Here is an 18,463-nt window from a genome sequence, read left to right as displayed (position 1 = left end):
CACCCTGGCGGGCCTCATGGCCTATCCCGACCCGCCCGACGCCCATGCTGACGCGGCCTACATCGATCTGCTGGGACAGCTTGGCCTGGAGCGCCTGACCGATCGCCTGCACGAGTTCGCGCCGTGGTCACGCACCCTTTCGCCTGGCGAACAGCAGCGCATCGCCGCGGCCCGCGCCATCCTGGCCGCACCCGACTTCCTGTTCGTCGACGAGGCCACCAGCGCGCTCGACCCGGAGCTCGAGGCCAGCCTCTACGGCCTGCTGGCCGAACACCTGCCCGGCGCGGCCCTGATCTCGGTGGCCCACCGCCCCGCCGTGGCCCGCTTCCACGACACCGCCATCCGGCTCGAAGACGGCCGCACCCGCCGCATCAAACTCGATCCCGCCCAGGCCTGATCGAGCCAGAGAAACCTACCGCCCGCAAAGCCAGCCGCTGAATGATCGAACTCGACACCATCGACCGCCGGATCCTCGCGATCATGCAGGAAGACTGCACCGTGCCCATCGCCGAACTCGCCCAGCGCGTGGGGCTTTCGCAGACGCCGTGCTGGAAGCGGCTAAAGCGTCTCCAAGACAGTCGGGTGATCACCCGTAGGGTGGCGCTGGTCGATCGAGATGCGCTCGACTTGTCGCTGGTCGTCTTCGTGTCGGTCAAGACGGGCCGGCACGACGATGCGTGGCTGGAGGCCTTCGGCAAGGGCGCGGCAAGCTTGCCCGAGGTCGTCGAGTTTTATCGGCTGAGCGGCGAGACTGACTATCTCCTCAAGGTCGTCGTCAAGGACATTGCCGCCTACGACCGCTTCTACAAGCGTCTGATCTCCACGGCGCCGCTGACCGACGTCTCGTCGAGTTTCGCCATGGAGCAGATCAAGTTCACGACATCGCTTCCGATCCATGCGGTCTAGCGCTGCGCCGACCGCGGCCGACAAGGTCGATCTAGGGGCGGCGCCGGATCCCTGAAGCGTTGAAGGCCGCCGAGGCGGTGCGTCTCGCGCCCCAGCGGTCGAAGAGCTGCCTTGGGCCGGTCCGGCGCCGAAGCTGAGCACGGGGGCGCCAGTGCGCCCAAGCGATCGATCTGGCGGCCGTGCGCACAAAAATCGCGGCCGCCGTTGCGGTGGCGGCCGCCGCCGCCCGTTTTCTTTTCCAGGGGGGTGGCCTTGAGGCGCCTCCGGCGCAGGGCTCCCCGCGCTCACCGGCCAGATGCGAGGCGCTCGCTCCGATGCGAAACCCAACCCCGTCCCAAGAGCCCCTTGGTTCAATGGAGCGTGAAGCGTCGAACAACGGGCGCGCGTCCAGCACGCTCGGGCGCGACATTGCGCACCTTGGCTGGATGCTGAGCCGCTACCTGAAGGTCGATCCGGTCGTGGGACCGCTCCTGCTGCTGCTTCAACTTGCCGCCGGAGCGGTGATCGTCGTCAGCCAACTCCAGGTTCAGAGGAATCTGGCCGTCATCGCTAACGCCTTGGCGGCCAAGACGGGCGCGGCGATCCCGGGGCCGATGTCGATCATCATGGGACTTATACTGACGATTGCCGGGCTCGGGATTGTGACGGTGTTCGTCCAATATGCCCTGCGCATGCGCTTTCGGCGCGTGATCACCGGCGGCATGCTCGATCGCTGGATCGGCGAGAACCGCTTCCTGCACCTGGAGCAGCGCGGCGGCGCGGACTATCCCGAGCAGCGCATCCAGGAAGACGTCTTCCAGACGATCGACCGCACCATGATGCGCGGGCCCGAAGTGATCATGGGCTTGTTCACCGTCTTCATCTACACGGGTCAGTTGTGGAAGGTCTCGCCGCCGCTGACCATTCCGGCGCTGGGGATCCATCAGCCGATCCATGGCTACCTGGTCTATGTCGCCTTCGGTCTGGCGATCAGCATGACCTTCTTGACCCATTGGGTCGGGGTCAGGTTGACCCGAGCGGAAATCGATCGGCAGACCCTCGAGGCGCGTTACCGCCAGCAGTTGGCGGCCATCCGTCTCAATGGTGAAACCGTTGCCTTTACCCGCGCGGCGGGGATCGAGCGGACCCGCCTGGCCGAGACCTTCGACATCATTCGCCGCAACTGGCGCGCCTACACCAACGCCCGGCTGGCCATCGGGGTGGTCACAGGGGTGCCGACGTCCCTATTGCTGATCGCGCCGACCCTGCTCTGCGCACCTTTCATCCTCAATGGGACGATGAAGATCGGAGACGTCACCCTTGTGGCCGCGTCGCTCTCGGGCACCTATGTCGGCGCGGGCATCTTGATGGCCAACTATGCCGAACTGGCGCTGCTGCGATCGGCCGTGGCGCGCCTTCGGGTTTTCCACGAGCGCCTGAACCAGGAGAATCGGTCGGAGCTGGATGTTGCGCAGGAGGCGCGGGTGGACGTGCGCACGCAGGGCTTGCGCATCGCATTCCCCGACGGCCACCTGATGAACGAGGTGGGCGACCTGACCATCGCCAAGGGCGACCGCCTGCTGATCCAGGGGCGCTCGGGGGCGGGCAAGAGCACGCTTCTTCGGGCCATCGCCGGCCTGTGGCCGTTCGGGGGCGGCCAGGTGCGCCTGCCTAAGGACGCCAAGATCGCCTTCCTGCCCCAGCGGCCCTACATGCCCGACGGCACCCTGGCGGGCCTCATGGCCTATCCCGACCCGCCCGACGCCCATGCTGACGCGGCCTACATCGATCTGCTGGGACAGCTTGGCCTGGAGCGCCTGACCGATCGCCTGCACGAGTTCGCGCCGTGGTCACGCACCCTTTCGCCTGGCGAACAGCAGCGCATCGCCGCGGCCCGCGCCATCCTGGCCGCACCCGACTTCCTGTTCGTCGACGAGGCCACCAGCGCGCTCGACCCGGAGCTCGAGGCCAGCCTCTACGGCCTGCTGGCCGAACACCTGCCCGGCGCGGCCCTGATCTCGGTGGCCCACCGCCCCACCGTGGCCCGCTTCCACGACACCGCCATCCGGCTCGAAGACGGCCGCACACGCCGCATCAAGCTCGATCCCGCCGACGGCCTCGCCGGCGCTTGAGAAAGGAAAAGGACCAAGATGTCCCTGTTGAAAGACGTCACGACCGCCGAGTTCGAGGCCGAGGTCCTCGCGTCGAACATCCCCGTCCTGATCGACTTCCACGCGGTCTGGTGCGGCCCGTGCAAGGCCTCGGTCCCCGCGCTCGAGGACGCCGCCCGGGAGTTCGAGGGCGAGATCGCCTTCGTGAAGGTCGATATCGACCAGGAGCCGACGATCGCCGAGCGCTACAACGTGCAGGGCGTGCCCACCTTCATCGTCATTAAGGATGGCGAAGCGGTGGAACGCTTCAGCGGGCTGGTCTCGCGTGGCAAGCTCGCCTCGGTGCTGGAGCCGTTCGCCGAGGGCGGCCAATGACGCGCTTTGCAGCCTATGGCGACGAGGCCACCAAGCAGGCCCTGATCGCCGACATCGCCGCCAAGGGTCCGGTTTATTCGGGCTGGCTCACCAACGCCGCTTTCGAGGGCGACTTGTCGCCGATCTCCCAAACCTACGGACTGCATCCGGCCTTCGTGCGCCTCATGCCCGCCCTGGGCGGCTTTGGCGCGACGGACGCGTCGTTGCCCTTCTATGGGTCTGTTCTCGAAAGTCTGCCTGTTGGCGCCGACACAGGCGCCCTGGCGCGGCGCTTTCTGCTGCTGGCCTGGACCGACCCTGCCCATGGTGTCGCCCAGCGTCTGCCGTTGGGGTCCGTTCTCGCGGCCGGCGAGGCGATCATCGACCTTGTCCGCGCTTCGGTGACGGCCCGCGTCGACAAGAAGACTTGGCGTGCGGCGCGCGCCGCCTTGGCCAAAGCTCGGGCTTGCGAGCAGGCGCCGGAAGCCGCGGTCGACCTGGTTCTTTCCCTGGCCTGGGACCTGGAGGAGGCGCCAGGCGCGGCCCAGGACGCCATGCTGGTCTGGAGCTCCCAGGTCATGACGGATGCGGCGGCGGCCGGTCCTGACACGATGACCGAGGAAGAGAACCAGGCCCTTTTCACAGCCATGCGGACTCACCACGAGGCGGCCGCGGCCGCCGTGCCGGACCTGAAGCCCGGGAATGCCGAGGCCTACGAGCGTTTCCAAGCCGAGATGGGCAGGCTGTGGGACGGGGATCCCGCGGGCAAGGCGTTGAAGGCGCGTTCCGATGCGCGCGGAGTTCGGATCAACGCCAAGGTCGCCGCCTGGCGCGAGGCCATGCAGGCGCAGTTGCTCGAGCTGGCCAAGGCGGCGTCTCTTGCCGCTGCGTGACGCGAGCCAAGGATCGGCCCGGCCTGTCGCCCGGCCGATCAGGCGATCCATGCCCGCGATCCCAGCCTTGATCACGTCCATCTTCATGTCCGCGCCGCTTGGCGGGGAGAGCCAAGGCGAGGGGTGGTCCGCCGTCGGGGTGCAACGCGATGTCGCCAAGATCCACCAGCTGCGGTGCGGGCCTTTCACCTGTACGCTCGGCGGCGGCAACGGCGAGGCCGGCGCCTTCAACACCCATCTCGTCTTCATGCGGGCGGGCAACCTCACCATCGGCCAGTGGGGACACCGCCGCACCTTGTCCGCCGGCGACATCTTCGTGGGCTGCGCCTGGCTGCCAATGACGTTCGATGCGGTCGACGAGATTGAGTTGATGGTCGTAGAACTACCGGCATGGTGGGCCATGCAGCGGTTTCTGGACCGCTTCCTGATCCTCCCGGATCTGTATGTCGGCCGCGATTTTTTCGCTGCAGAGATTATCGCCCAACTCGCCCGGACGGTTTTCGAGCTGGAGGACGGCGATGACGCGGGAGCGGCGCGTGGCCTGGAAATGATCGCCGATCTTATGCGATCGGCCTTGGCGGCCTGCGTGGATCCCGACAAGGCAATGCTGCGCGCCTCGGGGCGCATGGGGGCGATCCTTGGATTTATCGCGCGCAACCTCGACCAGCCGGGGCTGTCGGCGACGGACGCGGCCAAGAGCCTGAAGTGCTCGGTTCGCACGATCTACAAGACCTGCGCGACCTATGGCACCAGTTTCAGCGCTTTTTTGACCGAGGTTAGGTTGGTGACCGCCCAGCACCGTCTCATGCGCACCGACGAGCGCGTCTCCCAGATCGCCTATGGCGTCGGCTTCTCCAGTCTGTCGCACTTCTCGCGGCTGTTCCGCGCTCGGTTCGGCGTACAGGCCAAGTCACTTCGTCGCATCCGATCCCGGGTCCTGCACTGACCGGCGCGCTTGCTTGCCCAGCTGGCTCCGTGCTGACGCGCAGAAGGCGTGACGAGATGACAAGCCTGCTGCACAGTCGCGAACGCGCGTGAGACACGAACGGAAATGGCGTCTTCCAGACCGGCGATGACAATGAGGCGGTCACCCGCGAGAGGGTGGCTGTTGGGCGCCGCCCTTGGCCTCCTGTCTTCGGCGGCGGCCGCTCAAGCGGCGGCCCAGCCGTCTGCTTTCCTTTCGGCGCAGACGCTGCAAGATTTCGACATCGCCGCAGGGCCGCTGGATAGGGCGATAGTCGTCTTTTCACAACAAGCGGGCGTCCAGCTCGTGGTGGACGCGCGAACCGGTCGAGAGATCGTCGCCAAGCCGGTTCGTGGCCGCATGACGCAGGGTGAGGCGCTTGCCCAGCTCCTGAACGGCACCGGCGTCATCTGGCGCGACCTGGGCAATGGGACCATCACCCTGGAACGCGCCACCGCGCCGGTGCGCGTGATCGGCGCGGTGCAGGTGGAGGGGCGCCTCGAGGCCGAGCCTTTCGGTCCCGGCGCTGGCGACAACGGCAGCTCTGATCGCACGGCCACCGAGGGCACCGAGAGCCTGGCGACACGCTGGGTCACTACGATCTCGCGTGGGCAGCCAACCGCAGTCTGGGATGCTCCCCAAGCGGTAAGCGTGCTGACACGTGAGCGGCTGGACCAGCAAGGCGTGAGCGACCTGGCCGGGGCTCTGTCGGCGATCCCGGGCGTCACCGTGGTGGTGGGTACGGCGGGCCGCATTAGCGCTCAGTCGCGCGGCTTCGATGTCAAGGCCATCAAGATCGACGGCGGTGCGGCAGGTTCCTACCCCGAGCTCGTCGACTTCGACCCGTTCGGCGGCGTCAACCTGGCCGCCTATGACAGTGTCCAGGTGCTGCGAGGCTCAGACGGCCTGCAGGTGGGCGCAAACGATCCTGGCGGCGTCATCAATCTTGTTCGAAAGCGGCCCCTCGATCAGCCGCAATTTTCCGCTCTTGCCGAATGGGGATCTTGGACCAATCGCCATGTCCAGGTCGATGCGACCGGCCCCCTGGCGGCACAAGGCCGTGCGCGCGCACGTCTGGTGGCCGACTATCAGAAGCGCGACTTTTTCTACGAGACCGCTCGACGCGCCAACGCCCTGATCTACGGCGTGGCGGAGGTCGATGTCGATAGCGACACCCTGTTTCGGGCAGGCGCCTCGTACGTGCGTCGGATCGGTCACGGCGAAAACCGATATGGCCTTCCGCGTGCGTCTGACGGGGCCGACCTGGCCCTGCCGCGCGGCTTGAACCTGGCTCCGGCCTGGAGCGTCAGCGACCTCATGCAAAGCGAAGTATTCGGCGCGGTCGAGCATCGCCTTGGCCGCGGCTGGCGACTTGCGGCCAACTACGACTATGTCCGCAAGAACGCTCCAGTGCTGATGTCGAGCGTGGAAACGATCGTGGTTCCCGGGGCCCCGGCTCTCGGCGTCCAGGTCGCCGCGTATCAAATCAACCTGCCGCTCACGCAGAACACCGCCGATCTCACGCTCCTCGGGGACGTTTCCGCTTTTGGGCGCAAAGGTACGATCATCTTTGGGGTGGACGCCAGCGACTCGCGCACCAAGGGCCAGAGCAAGGTCCAGCTGCTTCAGCAGACTTTCGAGATCGCGGACTTCGAGCCCGCCGAACTTGGCGCCAGCGCCCCCGCCTTCGACAGCCCAACCGTCGTGGAAACCTCGATCCGCCGTTTTCAGCGCGCAATGTTCGTCAGGGCCGAGTTCGCAATCCGCGAGCGGCTGACCCTGGCTGCGGGGACGAGGTTGACGTCCTACACCTACCGGAGCGTCAGCCGTAGCGCGCCGGCCGGTGGCCCTGAGGCGGTGGTCCGTATAGCGCGCGCCTACCGCGCGGTTCCTACGCCCGGCGTCAGCCTGACCTACGCCTTGGCCGATGATCTCAACCTGCATGTCAGCTACGCTGAGATATTCGGAAGCAACGTCGAATATGGGGCCGTATCGGGGCAAGCGATCAAGCCCAGTTCTGGCAGAACCCTAGAAGCCGGGTTCAAAGGCGCCCTATGGGACGGTAAGGCCAATTTCGCCCTGACCGCCTACGACACGCGCCAAATCCATGTGGCCGTCGCCGATCCAAGCCTGGTCAACGACGTGATCCCAGGCTGCTGCTACATAGGCGACGGCGCGCGCACTAGCCGTGGTGTGGATCTTGAGTTTTCTGGCCAGATCGCCCCGGCCTGGCAGGTTCAGGCCAGCTATGGGTACAACGACAACGCTCTGGGGGCGGCGTACCGACGTGACACCCTGGGCGAGGGACCTCTCTCCTCGCAACAGCCGAAACATTCGGCGAAACTGTGGGCGACGTTCAGCCCGCTAAAGGCGAAGCTGCGAGGATGGGACCTGAGCGGGGGGCTGCGTTTCGAATCCGCGCGCGGCGCTAGAGGACTGGTCTGCGCTGTCGTTCACGTCGATCTCGGCCCGTGTCCGGGCTTACTGCAGCCTGTCACGACGCGACAGGCGAGCCATGCCGTTGTCGACCTGCGCGTCGCCTACCGGATCACAGAAAAGCTGGAGGTTTCCGTGCTGACGACGAACCTGGCTGACAAACGCTACTACGTCACCGCAGGCCAGACGACCCAAGCCAACTTTTATGGCGAACCACGCGCCCTGTTGATCTCATTGCGAGCAAGATATTGAGACTTCGAAACATGTCCTCGCACGGAGCGAATGCCCATGGCGCGAAGATGGTGCGCGCCGGTCAAGGGCGATGCGATCACAGGCGGGGCGGTCTGGCCGTTCGCGGAGGGCGACAGCTTGGGTGGAGAGGCTCTGTGAGGTGCGACGATCGCCGGCGCAGCGGCGCGAGGATGTTGGTGATCAGGACCTGGTGGCTCGGCCCGTGCGTGGCTTGGACCCCATGGCCGGCCGCGGCTGCGGTCCTCGGCGCTCCGCCCAGCGACCTGAGCATCACCGCCATGTTCGCCGCGGCCGATCCGGTGGTGAAGATCGTGATGATCCTCTTGCTCGCCGCCTCCTTGACGGCCTGGACCATCTTCATCGCCAAGCTGGCGCAGATCGCCTCGGCGCGAAAACGTCTCGACGCGGACCTGAACATCCTGGAGGCGGCGGTCACGCTCGGTGCGGTCGATCAGGTGCGTCATCCCAGCGTCGTGATGATGATCGAATTGGCGCGCAGCGAAATGGATCGCGCGCCCGACCTTGGTGCGCCCGGCGCGGTGGACAGCTTGAAATCGCGCTACGCCACGCGGCTGCTAAGCGTGACCTCCGGTTCGGTGCAGGCGATGGCCGCGGGCCTCAGCATGCTGGCCATCATTGGCTCGACGGGACCGTTCGTAGGCTTGGCCGGCACGGTGTGGGGGATCATGAACAGCTTCATCGGCATCGCCAAATCGCATACCACCAGTCTCGCCGTCGTCGCCCCAGGCATCGCCGAGGCGCTCCTGGCCACGGCGATGGGCCTGACGGCCGCGATCCCGGCGGTGCTGTTCTACAATGTCCTCGCCCGCGCCCTGGCCGGCTATCGGCGCCAGGTCGTCGAGGCCAGCGGTCTGGCCAGTTGCTTGTTGAGCCTGGAGCTCGACACCCGGCTGGCCGCTGGCGCGCATGAGGGGGGCGGTCTTCCGGGGAGGGTTTGACGGCGATCCTGGGAGCATAGGCCATGGGAGCTCAGCTCGACGAAGACGACGAATTCGCCGATGTCAGCGACATCAACGTCACGCCGTTCATCGACGTGATGCTGGTGCTGTTGATCATCTTTATGGTCGCCGCCCCGTTGGCGACTGTCGATGTGCCCGTAGAACTTCCCTCCAGTTCCGGCGCCGAGCCGGCGCCTCAGGCCGAGCCGGTCTATGTCACCTTGCAAAAGGACCTGTCGATCTCGGTGGGAGAGGCCAGCGTGTCGGAGGAGGATCTGGCGACCGCATTGGACAGGGCGACGAAGAACGACACCAAGGTTCGCATCCTGGTCCGCGCGGACCGGACGGTGTCCTATGGCGACCTGATGAGGCTCATGGGCCTCATCGGCCGATCGGGGTACTTGAAGGTCGCTCTGGTGGGGGTGGGCGAAGGCGGCGGCGTGCGGCCGGTCCGGTAGGCCTGGGCCGACGCCTAGGCGACGATTGTCTTTAGCGGAGAATGACCGTCGATCCGATCCGCGAAACCCTGGCCACGCCCGCGCGGTCGAGCGAATTGAGCCAGCCGTCGACGTTGTCGAGGTCGATGACCGCATTGAGGCGCCTTTGGCTATCGTCCGCTTTCAGGAGGATGATCCGGCCCCCGTAGTAGCGGTTGATCTGCCGGACGGCGTCGGAGAGCGACGCGTCGGCGATCACCAGACGTCCATCGATCCAGAGAAGCTGGTCTGCCGCGTTGACCGACCGGATGGCGGGCAGGACGCCAGGGCCGAAGTTGGCGGCCTGGTTCGGACGGACCCGCAGCGGCGCGGCCTGTCGGTCTCCCGTGACCTGGACTTCGCCTTGCGCCACGACCACCTCGCCCCCAGCGCCGGCTTTGCGCACGCCAAAAGCCGTGCCGATGTCGCGGATGACCCTGTCGCCGACCGTCACGGAAAATGACCGCTTGGCGCCGTCGCGCGCGACGTCGAAATAGGCCGAACCTCGCACCAGGTCCACCGATCGGCGGTTGGCGTTGAACCTGACGTCCACGGCGCTGCGCGCGCCGATCACCATGGTCGAGCCATCGGCCAGGGCCACCGTGCGTCGTTCGCCCGCGCGGGTCACGTAGTCATGGTTGAAGTGCGTCAGGGCCTGCTGGCCGACGGCGACAAAAGCCAAGAAGCCCGCGGCGATCGCGGCATATCGAAACGCCCGCCGGCGAGGGGGCGAAGCCTGCTCCGCAAGCGCGTCGAAACCATGACCCAGCAGAAGCCAGTCGCGGCGGGCCTTGGCGAGCGCCGCGGCGTGTTCGGGGCTCTGGTCGCGCCAACGCCTGAACGTGGCGACCTCGTCGCTCGTCGTTTCACCGCTCGTCAACCGCACGACCCAATGGGTCGCTTGCTCGGCAAGGGCGTCCACCGGGCCGTGGTCGTTGCTGGCTTCAGGCGCTTGGGGAGGCTGCATGCACTATAAACGGTTGGGTTGACGCGAATTCGCAATTCAGCGCGGCGTTTATAGCGACTCCAGCCGTGCGCGGCAGTAGAGCGCGGCCTTGACAACGTACTTTTCCACCAGGCTCTTGCTGACCTTGAGCTCGGTGGCGATCTCGCCATGGCTCATGCCTAAAAGCCGGCTCATGAAGAGCACGTCCCGGCAGTGCTTGGGCAGTTCCTCCAATGCCGCCTCGACAACCCGCATTTGGTCCTTGGCCAGCACGGATTCCTCCGGCGTAGGCTGGTAGTCCTCGAACAGGGCGACAGCGCCTTCCAGCAGTTCGTTGCGACGCCCTTCCTTGCGCTGGTGGTCGGTCGCGAGGTTCTTGGCGATGTGGAAAAGATATAGGCGCGCCTGGTTCCGATCGGGCAGCGGCGCGGTGATGCGCCTAAGCCGAAGGAATGTTTCCTGGGTCAGGTCGGCGGCAAGGTGGGGATCGCGCACCTTGCGCCGAAGCATCCGTTCGAGATCGCCACGCACGTCGGTAAAAACCGCGTGCAGGTCCTCCTGGGTCAATGCCGTGCTCAACGTCGAACCCTCCTCGCCGACCGGTCGATCCGGTCGCGCGGCTTCTCACGTGATGGCTGGTCGCACGCCCGCATCATGAGCGCCGAAGAACGAAATTAATGGGCGCGATCAGCTCGATCGTCTCCCCGGCCATGTCCGAGGGGGGCGCCGGCAGGGGTGAGGCTCTTTTGACGAGAGCCTGGGCCTCATTATCCAGAATGGCGTAGCCGCGGCTCTGCAGGATGCGCGCGGCAAGCACCCGCCCCCCGCGATCCAGCGTGAGCCGGACCATGACGGTGTCCTGCAGCTTGTCGAAGCGGGCTTTGGCCGGATAGCGCGTGACAGAGGCCAGCTTAGCGATGACCTCGCCCTCCCAGATCGAGGCCGCGGCGCTGGGCGTGTTGGGCGCGATATCGATCACCGCCGTCGCCCCGCGCGCTTGCGCCGCCGGGACATTGGGCGTCGTGTCGATCGCGATCCGGGCGTCATCGACGCTTGATGCGACCGTCGGAGCCTTCAGATCGAGCGGTGCGCGCGTCGCCAAGGTGGTCTGCGCGGCCATGGCCGCATGGCCGTCGGAGGAACCGCCAGGCCGGTTGCCGAGGCTGGCCTTCCGCGTCTCGCCTGGTTGCGGCCAGGAGGGCAGCATGACCACGTCGAAAGTCTTGGCGCCAGTGCCCGGCGCTGGGCCGCTCTCGCCGAGCGACTGGTAGGCCGCCGCCGCAATCAAGGCCAGATGGGCAAGGCCCACGACCCCGAGGGCAAGCGCCCAGGGCGCCTTTGGTTCTCTAGGCTGTCGGCCGCCGTCGTCGGCCATCAGCCGTTCCCAAGTCGCGCCGCGATCCTTGAGTGCGGCCATGCGTCGCTGAAAGAGCAGGGTGCGGTGCTCGCCGGGGGGGCGCGACGCCAGCCAGGAAGTACGGCCGCGCGGCGGCGGGCCAAATCTCGCTCCTGCTTTCGCCGACGGACGGATCGTCGCCTCCCGAGGTCCGGAAATCGAGTCTGTCCGCCTCCCTATTGCAGTAGCAGACACCAGGACCATGACACTTTCTTGGCAGGGTCGCAATGCAGGCAAACTGCCGCAGTTGATCGCTTTGGAAGACTTCGCTCAGTAGAAGCCTCTTGTTAGGAAGAATCTCATTCCTTTCATGTCGGGTTAAAAAGAATATAATTCCGAAAGCGTTGCCGAGCCGCTCGCCCTATTGATCAGTATCTTGCTTAGGTTGCATTTCGTTGGTCCTGCAAGTGATCTTCTTGCTGAGCGCCGGTCCCTTGGTCGAGCGGGCGCCTGCTCATATTAGTGTCGCTCATGAGCGGCCCGCAGGCGCCCCGCCGCGCGGATGGCGACGAGGATACGATCAAGCCTCGTACAGATCGGCCACGAGGCGGTTGAGGAGACGTACGCCAAAGCCGGATGCGCCCTCCGGCACGGTCGGGTCTATCGAGGGGCTGCGCCAGGCCGTCGAGGCGATGTCGATATGGGCCCAAGGCACACCCGCCACGAACCGCTGCAGGAAGAGCGCCGCGGTGATCGACCCGCCGCCCTTGCCGCCGATGTTCTTCATGTCGGCGATCATGCTGTCGATCTGCTTATCGTAAGCTGCGGGCAGGGGCTGGCGCCAGAGGAGTTCGCGTTCGTCGACTCCCGCGCTCAGCAGAGCTCCGGACAGGGTGTCATCGTTGCTGAAAAGGCCGGCGTAGTCGGACCCCAAGGCCACGACGATGGCGCCGGTCAAGGTGGCCAAATCGATCATCGCGCGTGGCTTGAAGTGATCCTGACAGTACCAGAGGGCGTCGGCGAGCACGAGGCGACCCTCGGCGTCCGTGTTGATAACCTCGATCGTCTGGCCGGACATGGAGGTGACGACGTCGCCAGGTCGCACCGCTCGGCCATCGGGCATGTTCTCGACCAAGCCCAGAACGGCGACGGCGTTGACCTTGGCCTTGCGTCCGGCGAGCGCGTGCATCAGCCCGGCCACTGCGGCCGCGCCGCCCATGTCCCACTTCATGTCCTCCATACCAGGGGCCGGCTTGATGGAGAGGCCGCCGCTGTCGAAGCAGACGCCCTTGCCCACGAAGGCGACGGGACTGTCCAAGGCCGCCGCCCCATTCCAGCGCATCACCACCAAGTGGCTCTCCCGCGCACTGCCCTGCCCAACGCAAAGCAAACTTCCCATTCCGAGGGCGGCCATCTCGGTCTCGCCAAGGACCTCCACCTCCAGACCCAGCCGCTCTAGGTCCCTCACCCGACCCGCGAACTCGCCGGGAAAGAGAACGTTGGGCGGTTCGGAGACCAGATCACGGCTGAACTCGATGGCGTCCGCTAGCGCCGAGAGTTCCATGTAGGCGACCCGCGCCGCCGTGACGTCGTTGGCCACCACCTTCACGAGGGTGACGGAGGGCTTTTTTTCGTCTTCCAGCTTGGTGCGATACTTGGCGAACCGGTAGGCGGCGAGCCGAGCGCCGAACGCGGCGCTGGCGGCCATGGCTGGATCGCTGTCCAAGGCCAGGACAAGCTCGCCGATCCCGCTATCCTTGACGCCATTGTAGGCCGTTGCGGCGGCGACCTCGATCGCTCCAGAGTCCAACCCGGCGGCGTCGCCGACACCGACCAGCACCACGCGAGCGGCTTTCAGGTCGCCGGGCGGCAGGACCGACAGGACCTGTCCCTTGTCGCCAGTGAAACGATCGGCGGCGATCGCGCGCGTCAATGCGCCCCCCGAAACAGCGTCTAGTCTTTGGGCGTGCTCGGAGCGTTCGCGCTTGGAGAAGACCAGGGCGGCGATAGCGCCTTCAGACTCGATCAGGGCGTCTGGTGTGATGAACTCGACGTGCATGCCTGCTCCTGGGGGCGGTTGGTCTGGAGAAAGTCGCCGCCAGCCGGTGGCGAGTTCGCGGGACGCGGCTGGCGGCGAGGCGGCGCAGCGACACCTCAACTGGCGGGGAGGGTCATGCGCATCGCATCGCCCATGTCTGGCGGCGCGATTTGCGCCGCCTTCACAAGAATTGGCGGGAGATCGCAAGAGCTCGCGCGGAAGGTTGCACCCACCGGCAAGTTATCGTGCAGCCAGTCGCCAACCTGCAGCGAAGGGCGCGCAGCCGGCTCATCGAGCGCTATCAGGTTCGCGCGAGACGTAGTGCTCGACACTGACCCGCGTGACGCCGGACAAGTTCTCCAGCCGCCGCGCGACGTCCCGGGCCGCCGAGGCCCTGATCCCGCCGATCCGGATGCGATGGACCATTGACGGTCCAAGGCGTGCGAGGTTGGCGCCATGCAATGTCGCGCCTTCCCGATCAATAGTGTCGATCACCGTCTTCAGGCTGCGAAGACCATCGTCGCTGACGATGGTCAGGAGATGGGTCAGTTGGGCTCCGGGGATCAGGAGCTCGAGGTTGTCTTCGGTCGCGGTCATGGCCAGGCCCTCGCTAGGATTGACGAAAGGGCGCGGTCTGGTCCCGTTTCGTTGCCGATCATCGGCCGCATCGTCCCTGCGGGGACCACCACCTTGCCCGGGTAGGCAGGTTGGCGTTGGGTCAGGCCCAACTCTTGATGCCGAGGCACGTCTAGGGCCGACAAACGCGCACGGCAAGCCTTGCGAAAATAAACTGCTCGGCGCGGGCTTGGCGTTGTGGGAGCGCCGGTCCCCACCCGTTTTGTCTCAGGATGGGCGTCACCGGCCGAGAGGCCGGAACGCGCCGAAAGCCCTTTGCGCCGCCGTGCCTAAGCGCGCCCGGCGATGGTTATCTGGAGCAGGCGATGGTCGATTTTCCCGAGGTCGGGGAGGCCCGATTCCAGGCCGAGGTCCTGGGGGCGCAGATCCCCGTGATCGTGGAATTCACCAATGACGGGTGCGGCCTTTGCCGCGTCATGGAGCCGGCCCTGGCGTCGGTGGCCCAAGAATACGATGGCGAGGTCCGTGTCGTGAAAGTCGACACCGATCGCTCGCCGGACCTTGCGGAGCGGTACAATGTTCGCAGCGTTCCCCAGCTCTTCATGTTCGTTGGCGGCGAACTGAAGGCTAGGCTCCTGGGGATGCAGACGCGCGGCGCGATGGCTCAGATGATCGAAGCCAACCTTGGGGATGCGGCGTGAGCGGAACGGGCGCGTTCAACGGCGACCCGAGGCTGAAGGCCCAGGCGCTGGCAGACCTCAAGGCGGGCGGGCACCCCGGCTGGAACATCGAAGCCACCACCGATGAGCGCGAGGCTCTGGCGCAAAACTATGGACTGACCGCCAGCTTCCTGAGCCTGGTGATCATGCCGCGGGACGCCGGGCCGCGCGAGGCGGCCATCAGCCAGGCCCTGTCGGCCGTCGAGCCCGGAGCCGACGCGGACGGCATCGTGCGCGACTGGCTGCTCAGCGTCTGGAGCCACCCTGGCTATGGTCCCGCCTCGCGCCTTCGCCAGACGCCGGCCTTCGCGCCGGCGCAGGCCATCGCCGAAGCGATCCGACAGGGCGGTTCTGCGCCGCCGACGGCGAAAACCTGGCGCGAGCTGCGCAAGGCCTTGCTCGCTGCGGGCCCGTTGGGTTCCGACCAGGCCGGGTACGCGGCTGTCATGGCTTCCATGGCCTGGGATCCAACCACAGCGCCGACTCTGGGCGGCGACGTCTGGGTCGCCTGGGAGCGCGCCGTCAACAATGAGCGCGGCGTCGCCCACGGCTGGCCGCTGGCGCGCCAGGACGAACTCTTCGAAGCGCTGCGTCACTGCATGGCGCAGACCTGGAAGGCGTTGGGCGCGCCGCCAACCGACGCCTCTCCCGCGGACCTCGCCGCCCACGAGGCCCATGTCCAAGCTCGAACCCAAGCCTGCATGGAAGAAAAGGGCCTGGTCGAAGACCAGAAGGCGTTGTTCGCCTTCTTCGAGGATGAGATGCGGCCGCTGCTGGCGGACCGCGGCCCGGCGGCCTTCAAGACCATCCTGGACGCCTGCGCGCGGGGTGGACGGAGCGCTGGCCCCTAGCATCCGCACTCAAGCTTGCCGTCTGGTCGGACCCCAGCTGGCCGGACGGCAGGAGCGCCGCGCGAACCCCATCGCGCGGCGTTTTTTTCGGCCGCTTTCCGCCTCGCGGCGGCGGACGGCACGCCAGATTTCGTCGCCAGAAGGCGCAGTGGACGTGGTGTCCACAGATCCCCTGGCGCCGTTGCGGGATTTGATGGACCCACCCGTTTTCTCTTTTGAACGCGACGAAGGGGGTGTCGCGACAGAGGGGAATACAACGATGAAAAAGTCTGTCTCCATTCGCTCCTACCTGGCCACCACGGCACTGTGTGGAGCGCTCGTCTTTGCGGCTTCGGCCGCGTCCGCGCAGCAGCGCAACTATGCCATTCCGGCCGGCGACCTGAAGACCGCCCTGACCGCCTATGAGGCCGCCAGCGGCCGCCACGTTCGCGTCGATGGCGACCTAGCCGGGGCCACGACCCAGGGTGTCCAGGGGGCCCTGTCGCCCCGGCAGGCGCTGGACCGGTTGCTGGAAGGCTCTTCGGCGATGGCGTGCGCCGACGGCGCGGTGATCGTCAGCCGCACGGCCGGCTGCCCGGCCAAGGAGTCCACGGTCAGCGAGGTCGTGGTGACCTCGACGGCGGTCTCTCACCTTTCCGACCGCAACCGCACCGGCACGCGCATCGACGCCGATCCGATGACGGTGCCGCTTTCGGTCAGCACGATCAGCGAAGCCCTGATCGAGCGCCAACAGGCCATCACCCTGGCTGACGCCGCCGCCAATGTCGTCGGCGTCAACAGCGGCATCGAGGGGTCGTTCTCGATGCGCGGCTTCAGCGCCAACATCATGCGCAACGGCACCCTGGGGGCGGATGGTCGCTCCAACAACCTGCCGATCGTGGCGATTTCGCGCGTGGAGGTCGTCAAGGGCCCCGAAGCCATCATCGCCGGCGTTAACGCGGGCTACGGCGGCGTTGTCAACGTGATCACCAAGACGCCGCCCAACCGGCCGACCGGTCAGGTCACCGCCAGCGTCGGCAGCCGCGGCTACTATGATGTCGGCATGGACATCGGCGGTCCGCTCAACGCCGACAACACGATCCGGGCCCGGCTGGTCGCGTCGACGCAGAACTCCGATCACAACGCGGCAGGCTATGTCGGCAGCGGCTCCAACTACATCGCCCCGTCGGTGACATTCAAGGTCCCGCGCCTGGGCACCGAGGTCACCGCGCAGTACGAATACCAGAAGCTGCGAACCGCGCCGGAGCTCTTGGTGATCGGACGTCCCGGCGACACCAAGCTGAGCGGTGATCTTCCGATCGTGGCCTACGGACCAAAGAACGGTCACCGTGACATCGAGGCCAAGACCACGACCATCGCCGTCGAGCAACCGATCAACGCCGACTGGAACTTCGCCATCCGATACACCAAGGATCTGCAGCATCGGAACAACACGGTCCCGACGCCGTTCGCGCTGTACGCCCTGGTCCCTTATCCAGAAGCTCTCGTGCTCGGCGTCTATGGGACGACCGACGCCACGGTTGAGTCGCTCAAGTACGAGCTGAAGGGCAAGTTCGCGACCGGGCCCATTTCCCACAGCCTGCTGCTGGCCTATGACGACATCCAGAACGAGGCTTTGATCTCCCAGCGACCAGCCGCGCTCTACAGCACCAACATGCAGACCGGCGTCACCCGGGATCGAACGGCGGACCTGGGGCCGATCTTCGGCTTTCCCGGAACCGGCGTGTCGGGCGGCGCCAGGCCAAAGGAGAGCGGCGTCCTGCTCATGGACCAGCTGACCTGGGGCAAGCTAGTCGTCCTGGCCGGCGTCCGCCGCATGAAGTACGACTTCGCCCAACTGAACGCGCCGCCGGTCGAGCCGTTCGAGAAGACGCTGCCCTCGCTGGGCGTGGTCTATCGCTTGACGCCGGAGCTCTCGCTCTACGGAAACGCCTCCAAGGGCTTCAAGCCGAACCAAGGGCAGTTCGTGGTCGGCGGCGGGGCGGTCGCGCCGGAGGAGGCGCAGCAGTTCGAGCTGGGCGCCAAGGCGCTGCTGCTCAACAAGCGGATCGCCGCCACGGCCGCCCTGTTCCAGATCGAACAGAAGAACGTCGCCAATCCCGATCCTGACAATCCTTGGCCGTTGGTCATCTGCCAGGGCGCCAGCCAGGTTTGCTACGTCAGCATTCCCGGCGTGACGTCAAAAGGGGTGGAGTTCGAGGTTTCGGGCCAGGTTCTGCCGCGCCTCGAACTGCGCACGACCTACACCTACACGGACAAGAAGGTCGATCCGCGATATCAGGCGAACACGCCCTATGCCCATCACCAGTTCACCCTCTGGGCGACCTACAACTTCGGTAACGATGGGTTGGGCTGGTGGGCCGGCGGCGGCGTGCAGGCTCGCAGCAAGCAGATCGGCCGAAGCGCGGTGGGCGACCTAGCCAATCCCGGCCAGGCTCGCATCGATCTGAGCCTTGGCTACGACGCGATGAAATGGTCGGCGCTGCTGGGGGTCAAGAACGTCGCCGACAAGCGCCTCTACGACATCAACTCCGGGCCGGCCGGCCAGGGAAACGTCCTGCAGCCGCGCGAGGTCATGGCGACCCTACGCTACCGTTTCCGCTAGACGGGAAAGGGCGGCGCCGTCGCGAGGCGGCGCTGGACCCACGAGCTCGAACGGCGAGGCCA

The 18,463-nt window shown here is 66.4% G+C and carries 17 protein-coding genes and 1 riboswitch; of the genes, 12 read left to right on the top strand and 5 right to left on the bottom strand.

Annotated elements, in window-relative coordinates; translation table 11 throughout:
• From DDF62_RS26525 to exbD, 9 genes are all read left to right on the top strand, one after another.
• A partial coding sequence (locus tag DDF62_RS26525) for an ATP-binding cassette domain-containing protein (protein WP_116491204.1) occupies window positions 1-397 on the top strand: 397 nt, incomplete at its 5' end.
• Between the two features lie 41 nt (window positions 398-438).
• Window positions 439-906 (top strand): Lrp/AsnC family transcriptional regulator, encoded by a 468-nt coding sequence (locus DDF62_RS22625; RefSeq protein ID WP_116491203.1) that lies wholly within the window; start codon window positions 439-441, stop codon window positions 904-906.
• Between the two features lie 353 nt (window positions 907-1,259).
• Window positions 1,260-3,017, top strand: coding sequence for an ABC transporter ATP-binding protein/permease (locus DDF62_RS22620; protein ID WP_165832351.1), 1,758 nt, complete (start codon window positions 1,260-1,262; stop codon window positions 3,015-3,017).
• Between the two features lie 18 nt (window positions 3,018-3,035).
• Window positions 3,036-3,371: a thioredoxin gene (gene trxA, locus DDF62_RS22615; protein WP_116491201.1), complete on the top strand. Its 336-nt coding sequence runs from the start codon at window positions 3,036-3,038 to the stop codon at window positions 3,369-3,371.
• Window positions 3,368-4,243: a hypothetical protein gene (locus DDF62_RS22610; protein ID WP_116491200.1), complete on the top strand. Its 876-nt coding sequence runs from the start codon at window positions 3,368-3,370 to the stop codon at window positions 4,241-4,243. Before trxA ends, DDF62_RS22610 begins: the two co-directional genes overlap by 4 nt.
• A gap of 67 nt (window positions 4,244-4,310) precedes the next feature.
• On the top strand, window positions 4,311-5,189 hold the full coding sequence (locus DDF62_RS22605) for a helix-turn-helix transcriptional regulator (RefSeq protein ID WP_165832350.1): 879 nt from the start codon (window positions 4,311-4,313) through the stop codon (window positions 5,187-5,189).
• 162 nt (window positions 5,190-5,351) lie between these two features.
• On the top strand, window positions 5,352-7,895 hold the full coding sequence (locus tag DDF62_RS22600; RefSeq protein WP_165832349.1) for a TonB-dependent siderophore receptor: 2,544 nt from the start codon (window positions 5,352-5,354) through the stop codon (window positions 7,893-7,895).
• Window positions 7,896-8,071: 176 nt separating this feature from the next.
• Window positions 8,072-8,854 (top strand): tonB-system energizer ExbB, encoded by a 783-nt coding sequence (exbB, locus tag DDF62_RS22595; protein ID WP_165832348.1) that lies wholly within the window; start codon window positions 8,072-8,074, stop codon window positions 8,852-8,854.
• A 23-nt stretch (window positions 8,855-8,877) separates the two neighbouring features.
• Entirely contained in the window at window positions 8,878-9,312 is a 435-nt protein-coding gene (gene exbD, locus DDF62_RS22590; RefSeq protein ID WP_116491196.1) for a TonB system transport protein ExbD, read from the top strand.
• Window positions 9,313-9,343: 31 nt separating this feature from the next.
• Here the strand turns inward: exbD and DDF62_RS22585 are convergent, their stop codons facing one another.
• From DDF62_RS22585 to DDF62_RS22565, 5 genes are all read right to left on the bottom strand, one after another.
• Window positions 9,344-10,252, bottom strand: coding sequence for a FecR family protein (locus tag DDF62_RS22585; protein ID WP_165832347.1), 909 nt, complete (start codon window positions 10,250-10,252; stop codon window positions 9,344-9,346).
• Window positions 10,253-10,345: 93 nt separating this feature from the next.
• Entirely contained in the window at window positions 10,346-10,855 is a 510-nt protein-coding gene (locus DDF62_RS22580; RefSeq protein WP_133244973.1) for an RNA polymerase sigma factor, read from the bottom strand.
• A gap of 73 nt (window positions 10,856-10,928) precedes the next feature.
• Entirely contained in the window at window positions 10,929-11,651 is a 723-nt protein-coding gene (locus DDF62_RS22575) for an energy transducer TonB (protein ID WP_165832346.1), read from the bottom strand.
• 541 nt (window positions 11,652-12,192) lie between these two features.
• Window positions 12,193-13,671: a leucyl aminopeptidase gene (locus DDF62_RS22570; protein ID WP_116491192.1), complete on the bottom strand. Its 1,479-nt coding sequence runs from the start codon at window positions 13,669-13,671 to the stop codon at window positions 12,193-12,195.
• A gap of 267 nt (window positions 13,672-13,938) precedes the next feature.
• Entirely contained in the window at window positions 13,939-14,247 is a 309-nt protein-coding gene (locus DDF62_RS22565) for a hypothetical protein (protein ID WP_116491191.1), read from the bottom strand.
• Between the two features lie 37 nt (window positions 14,248-14,284).
• Window positions 14,285-14,393, bottom strand: a riboswitch (SAM-I-IV-variant riboswitch).
• Window positions 14,394-14,591: 198 nt separating this feature from the next.
• Between DDF62_RS22565 and DDF62_RS22560 the strand changes: the two genes are divergently transcribed.
• The 3 genes from DDF62_RS22560 (at window position 14,592) to DDF62_RS22555 (ending at window position 18,401) form a co-directional block, all read left to right on the top strand.
• On the top strand, window positions 14,592-14,927 hold the full coding sequence (locus DDF62_RS22560; RefSeq protein ID WP_165832345.1) for a thioredoxin family protein: 336 nt from the start codon (window positions 14,592-14,594) through the stop codon (window positions 14,925-14,927).
• Entirely contained in the window at window positions 14,924-15,796 is an 873-nt protein-coding gene (locus tag DDF62_RS25765; RefSeq protein ID WP_165832344.1) for a hypothetical protein, read from the top strand. The genes DDF62_RS22560 and DDF62_RS25765 overlap by 4 nt, the downstream gene beginning before the upstream one ends.
• Before the next feature lie 259 nt (window positions 15,797-16,055).
• The gene (locus tag DDF62_RS22555; protein ID WP_165832343.1) at window positions 16,056-18,401 is read left to right on the top strand and encodes a TonB-dependent siderophore receptor; all 2,346 of its coding nucleotides are present in this window, start codon (window positions 16,056-16,058) and stop codon (window positions 18,399-18,401) included.
• Window positions 18,402-18,463 lie beyond the last annotated feature (62 nt).

Origin of the sequence: Caulobacter radicis, assembly GCF_003094615.1 — a bacterium.
Lineage (GTDB): Bacteria > Pseudomonadota > Alphaproteobacteria > Caulobacterales > Caulobacteraceae > Caulobacter > Caulobacter radicis.
Note: the sequence above shows the minus strand (reverse complement) of the source record. Positions and strands in the feature narration are given on the sequence as shown.

Coding starts and splice junctions, on each gene's coding strand:
- DDF62_RS22625 (WP_116491203.1), top strand. CDS start 439: ATGATCGAACTCGACACCATCGACCGCCGGATCCTCGCGATCATGCAG.
- DDF62_RS22620 (WP_165832351.1), top strand. CDS start 1,260: ATGGAGCGTGAAGCGTCGAACAACGGGCGCGCGTCCAGCACGCTCGGG.
- trxA (WP_116491201.1), top strand. CDS start 3,036: ATGTCCCTGTTGAAAGACGTCACGACCGCCGAGTTCGAGGCCGAGGTC.
- DDF62_RS22610 (WP_116491200.1), top strand. CDS start 3,368: ATGACGCGCTTTGCAGCCTATGGCGACGAGGCCACCAAGCAGGCCCTG.
- exbD (WP_116491196.1), top strand. CDS start 8,878: ATGGGAGCTCAGCTCGACGAAGACGACGAATTCGCCGATGTCAGCGAC.
- DDF62_RS22575 (WP_165832346.1), bottom strand. CDS start 11,651: ATGGCCGACGACGGCGGCCGACAGCCTAGAGAACCAAAGGCGCCCTGG.
- DDF62_RS22570 (WP_116491192.1), bottom strand. CDS start 13,671: ATGCACGTCGAGTTCATCACACCAGACGCCCTGATCGAGTCTGAAGGC.
- DDF62_RS22565 (WP_116491191.1), bottom strand. CDS start 14,247: ATGACCGCGACCGAAGACAACCTCGAGCTCCTGATCCCCGGAGCCCAA.
- DDF62_RS22560 (WP_165832345.1), top strand. CDS start 14,592: ATGGTCGATTTTCCCGAGGTCGGGGAGGCCCGATTCCAGGCCGAGGTC.
- DDF62_RS22555 (WP_165832343.1), top strand. CDS start 16,056: ATGAAAAAGTCTGTCTCCATTCGCTCCTACCTGGCCACCACGGCACTG.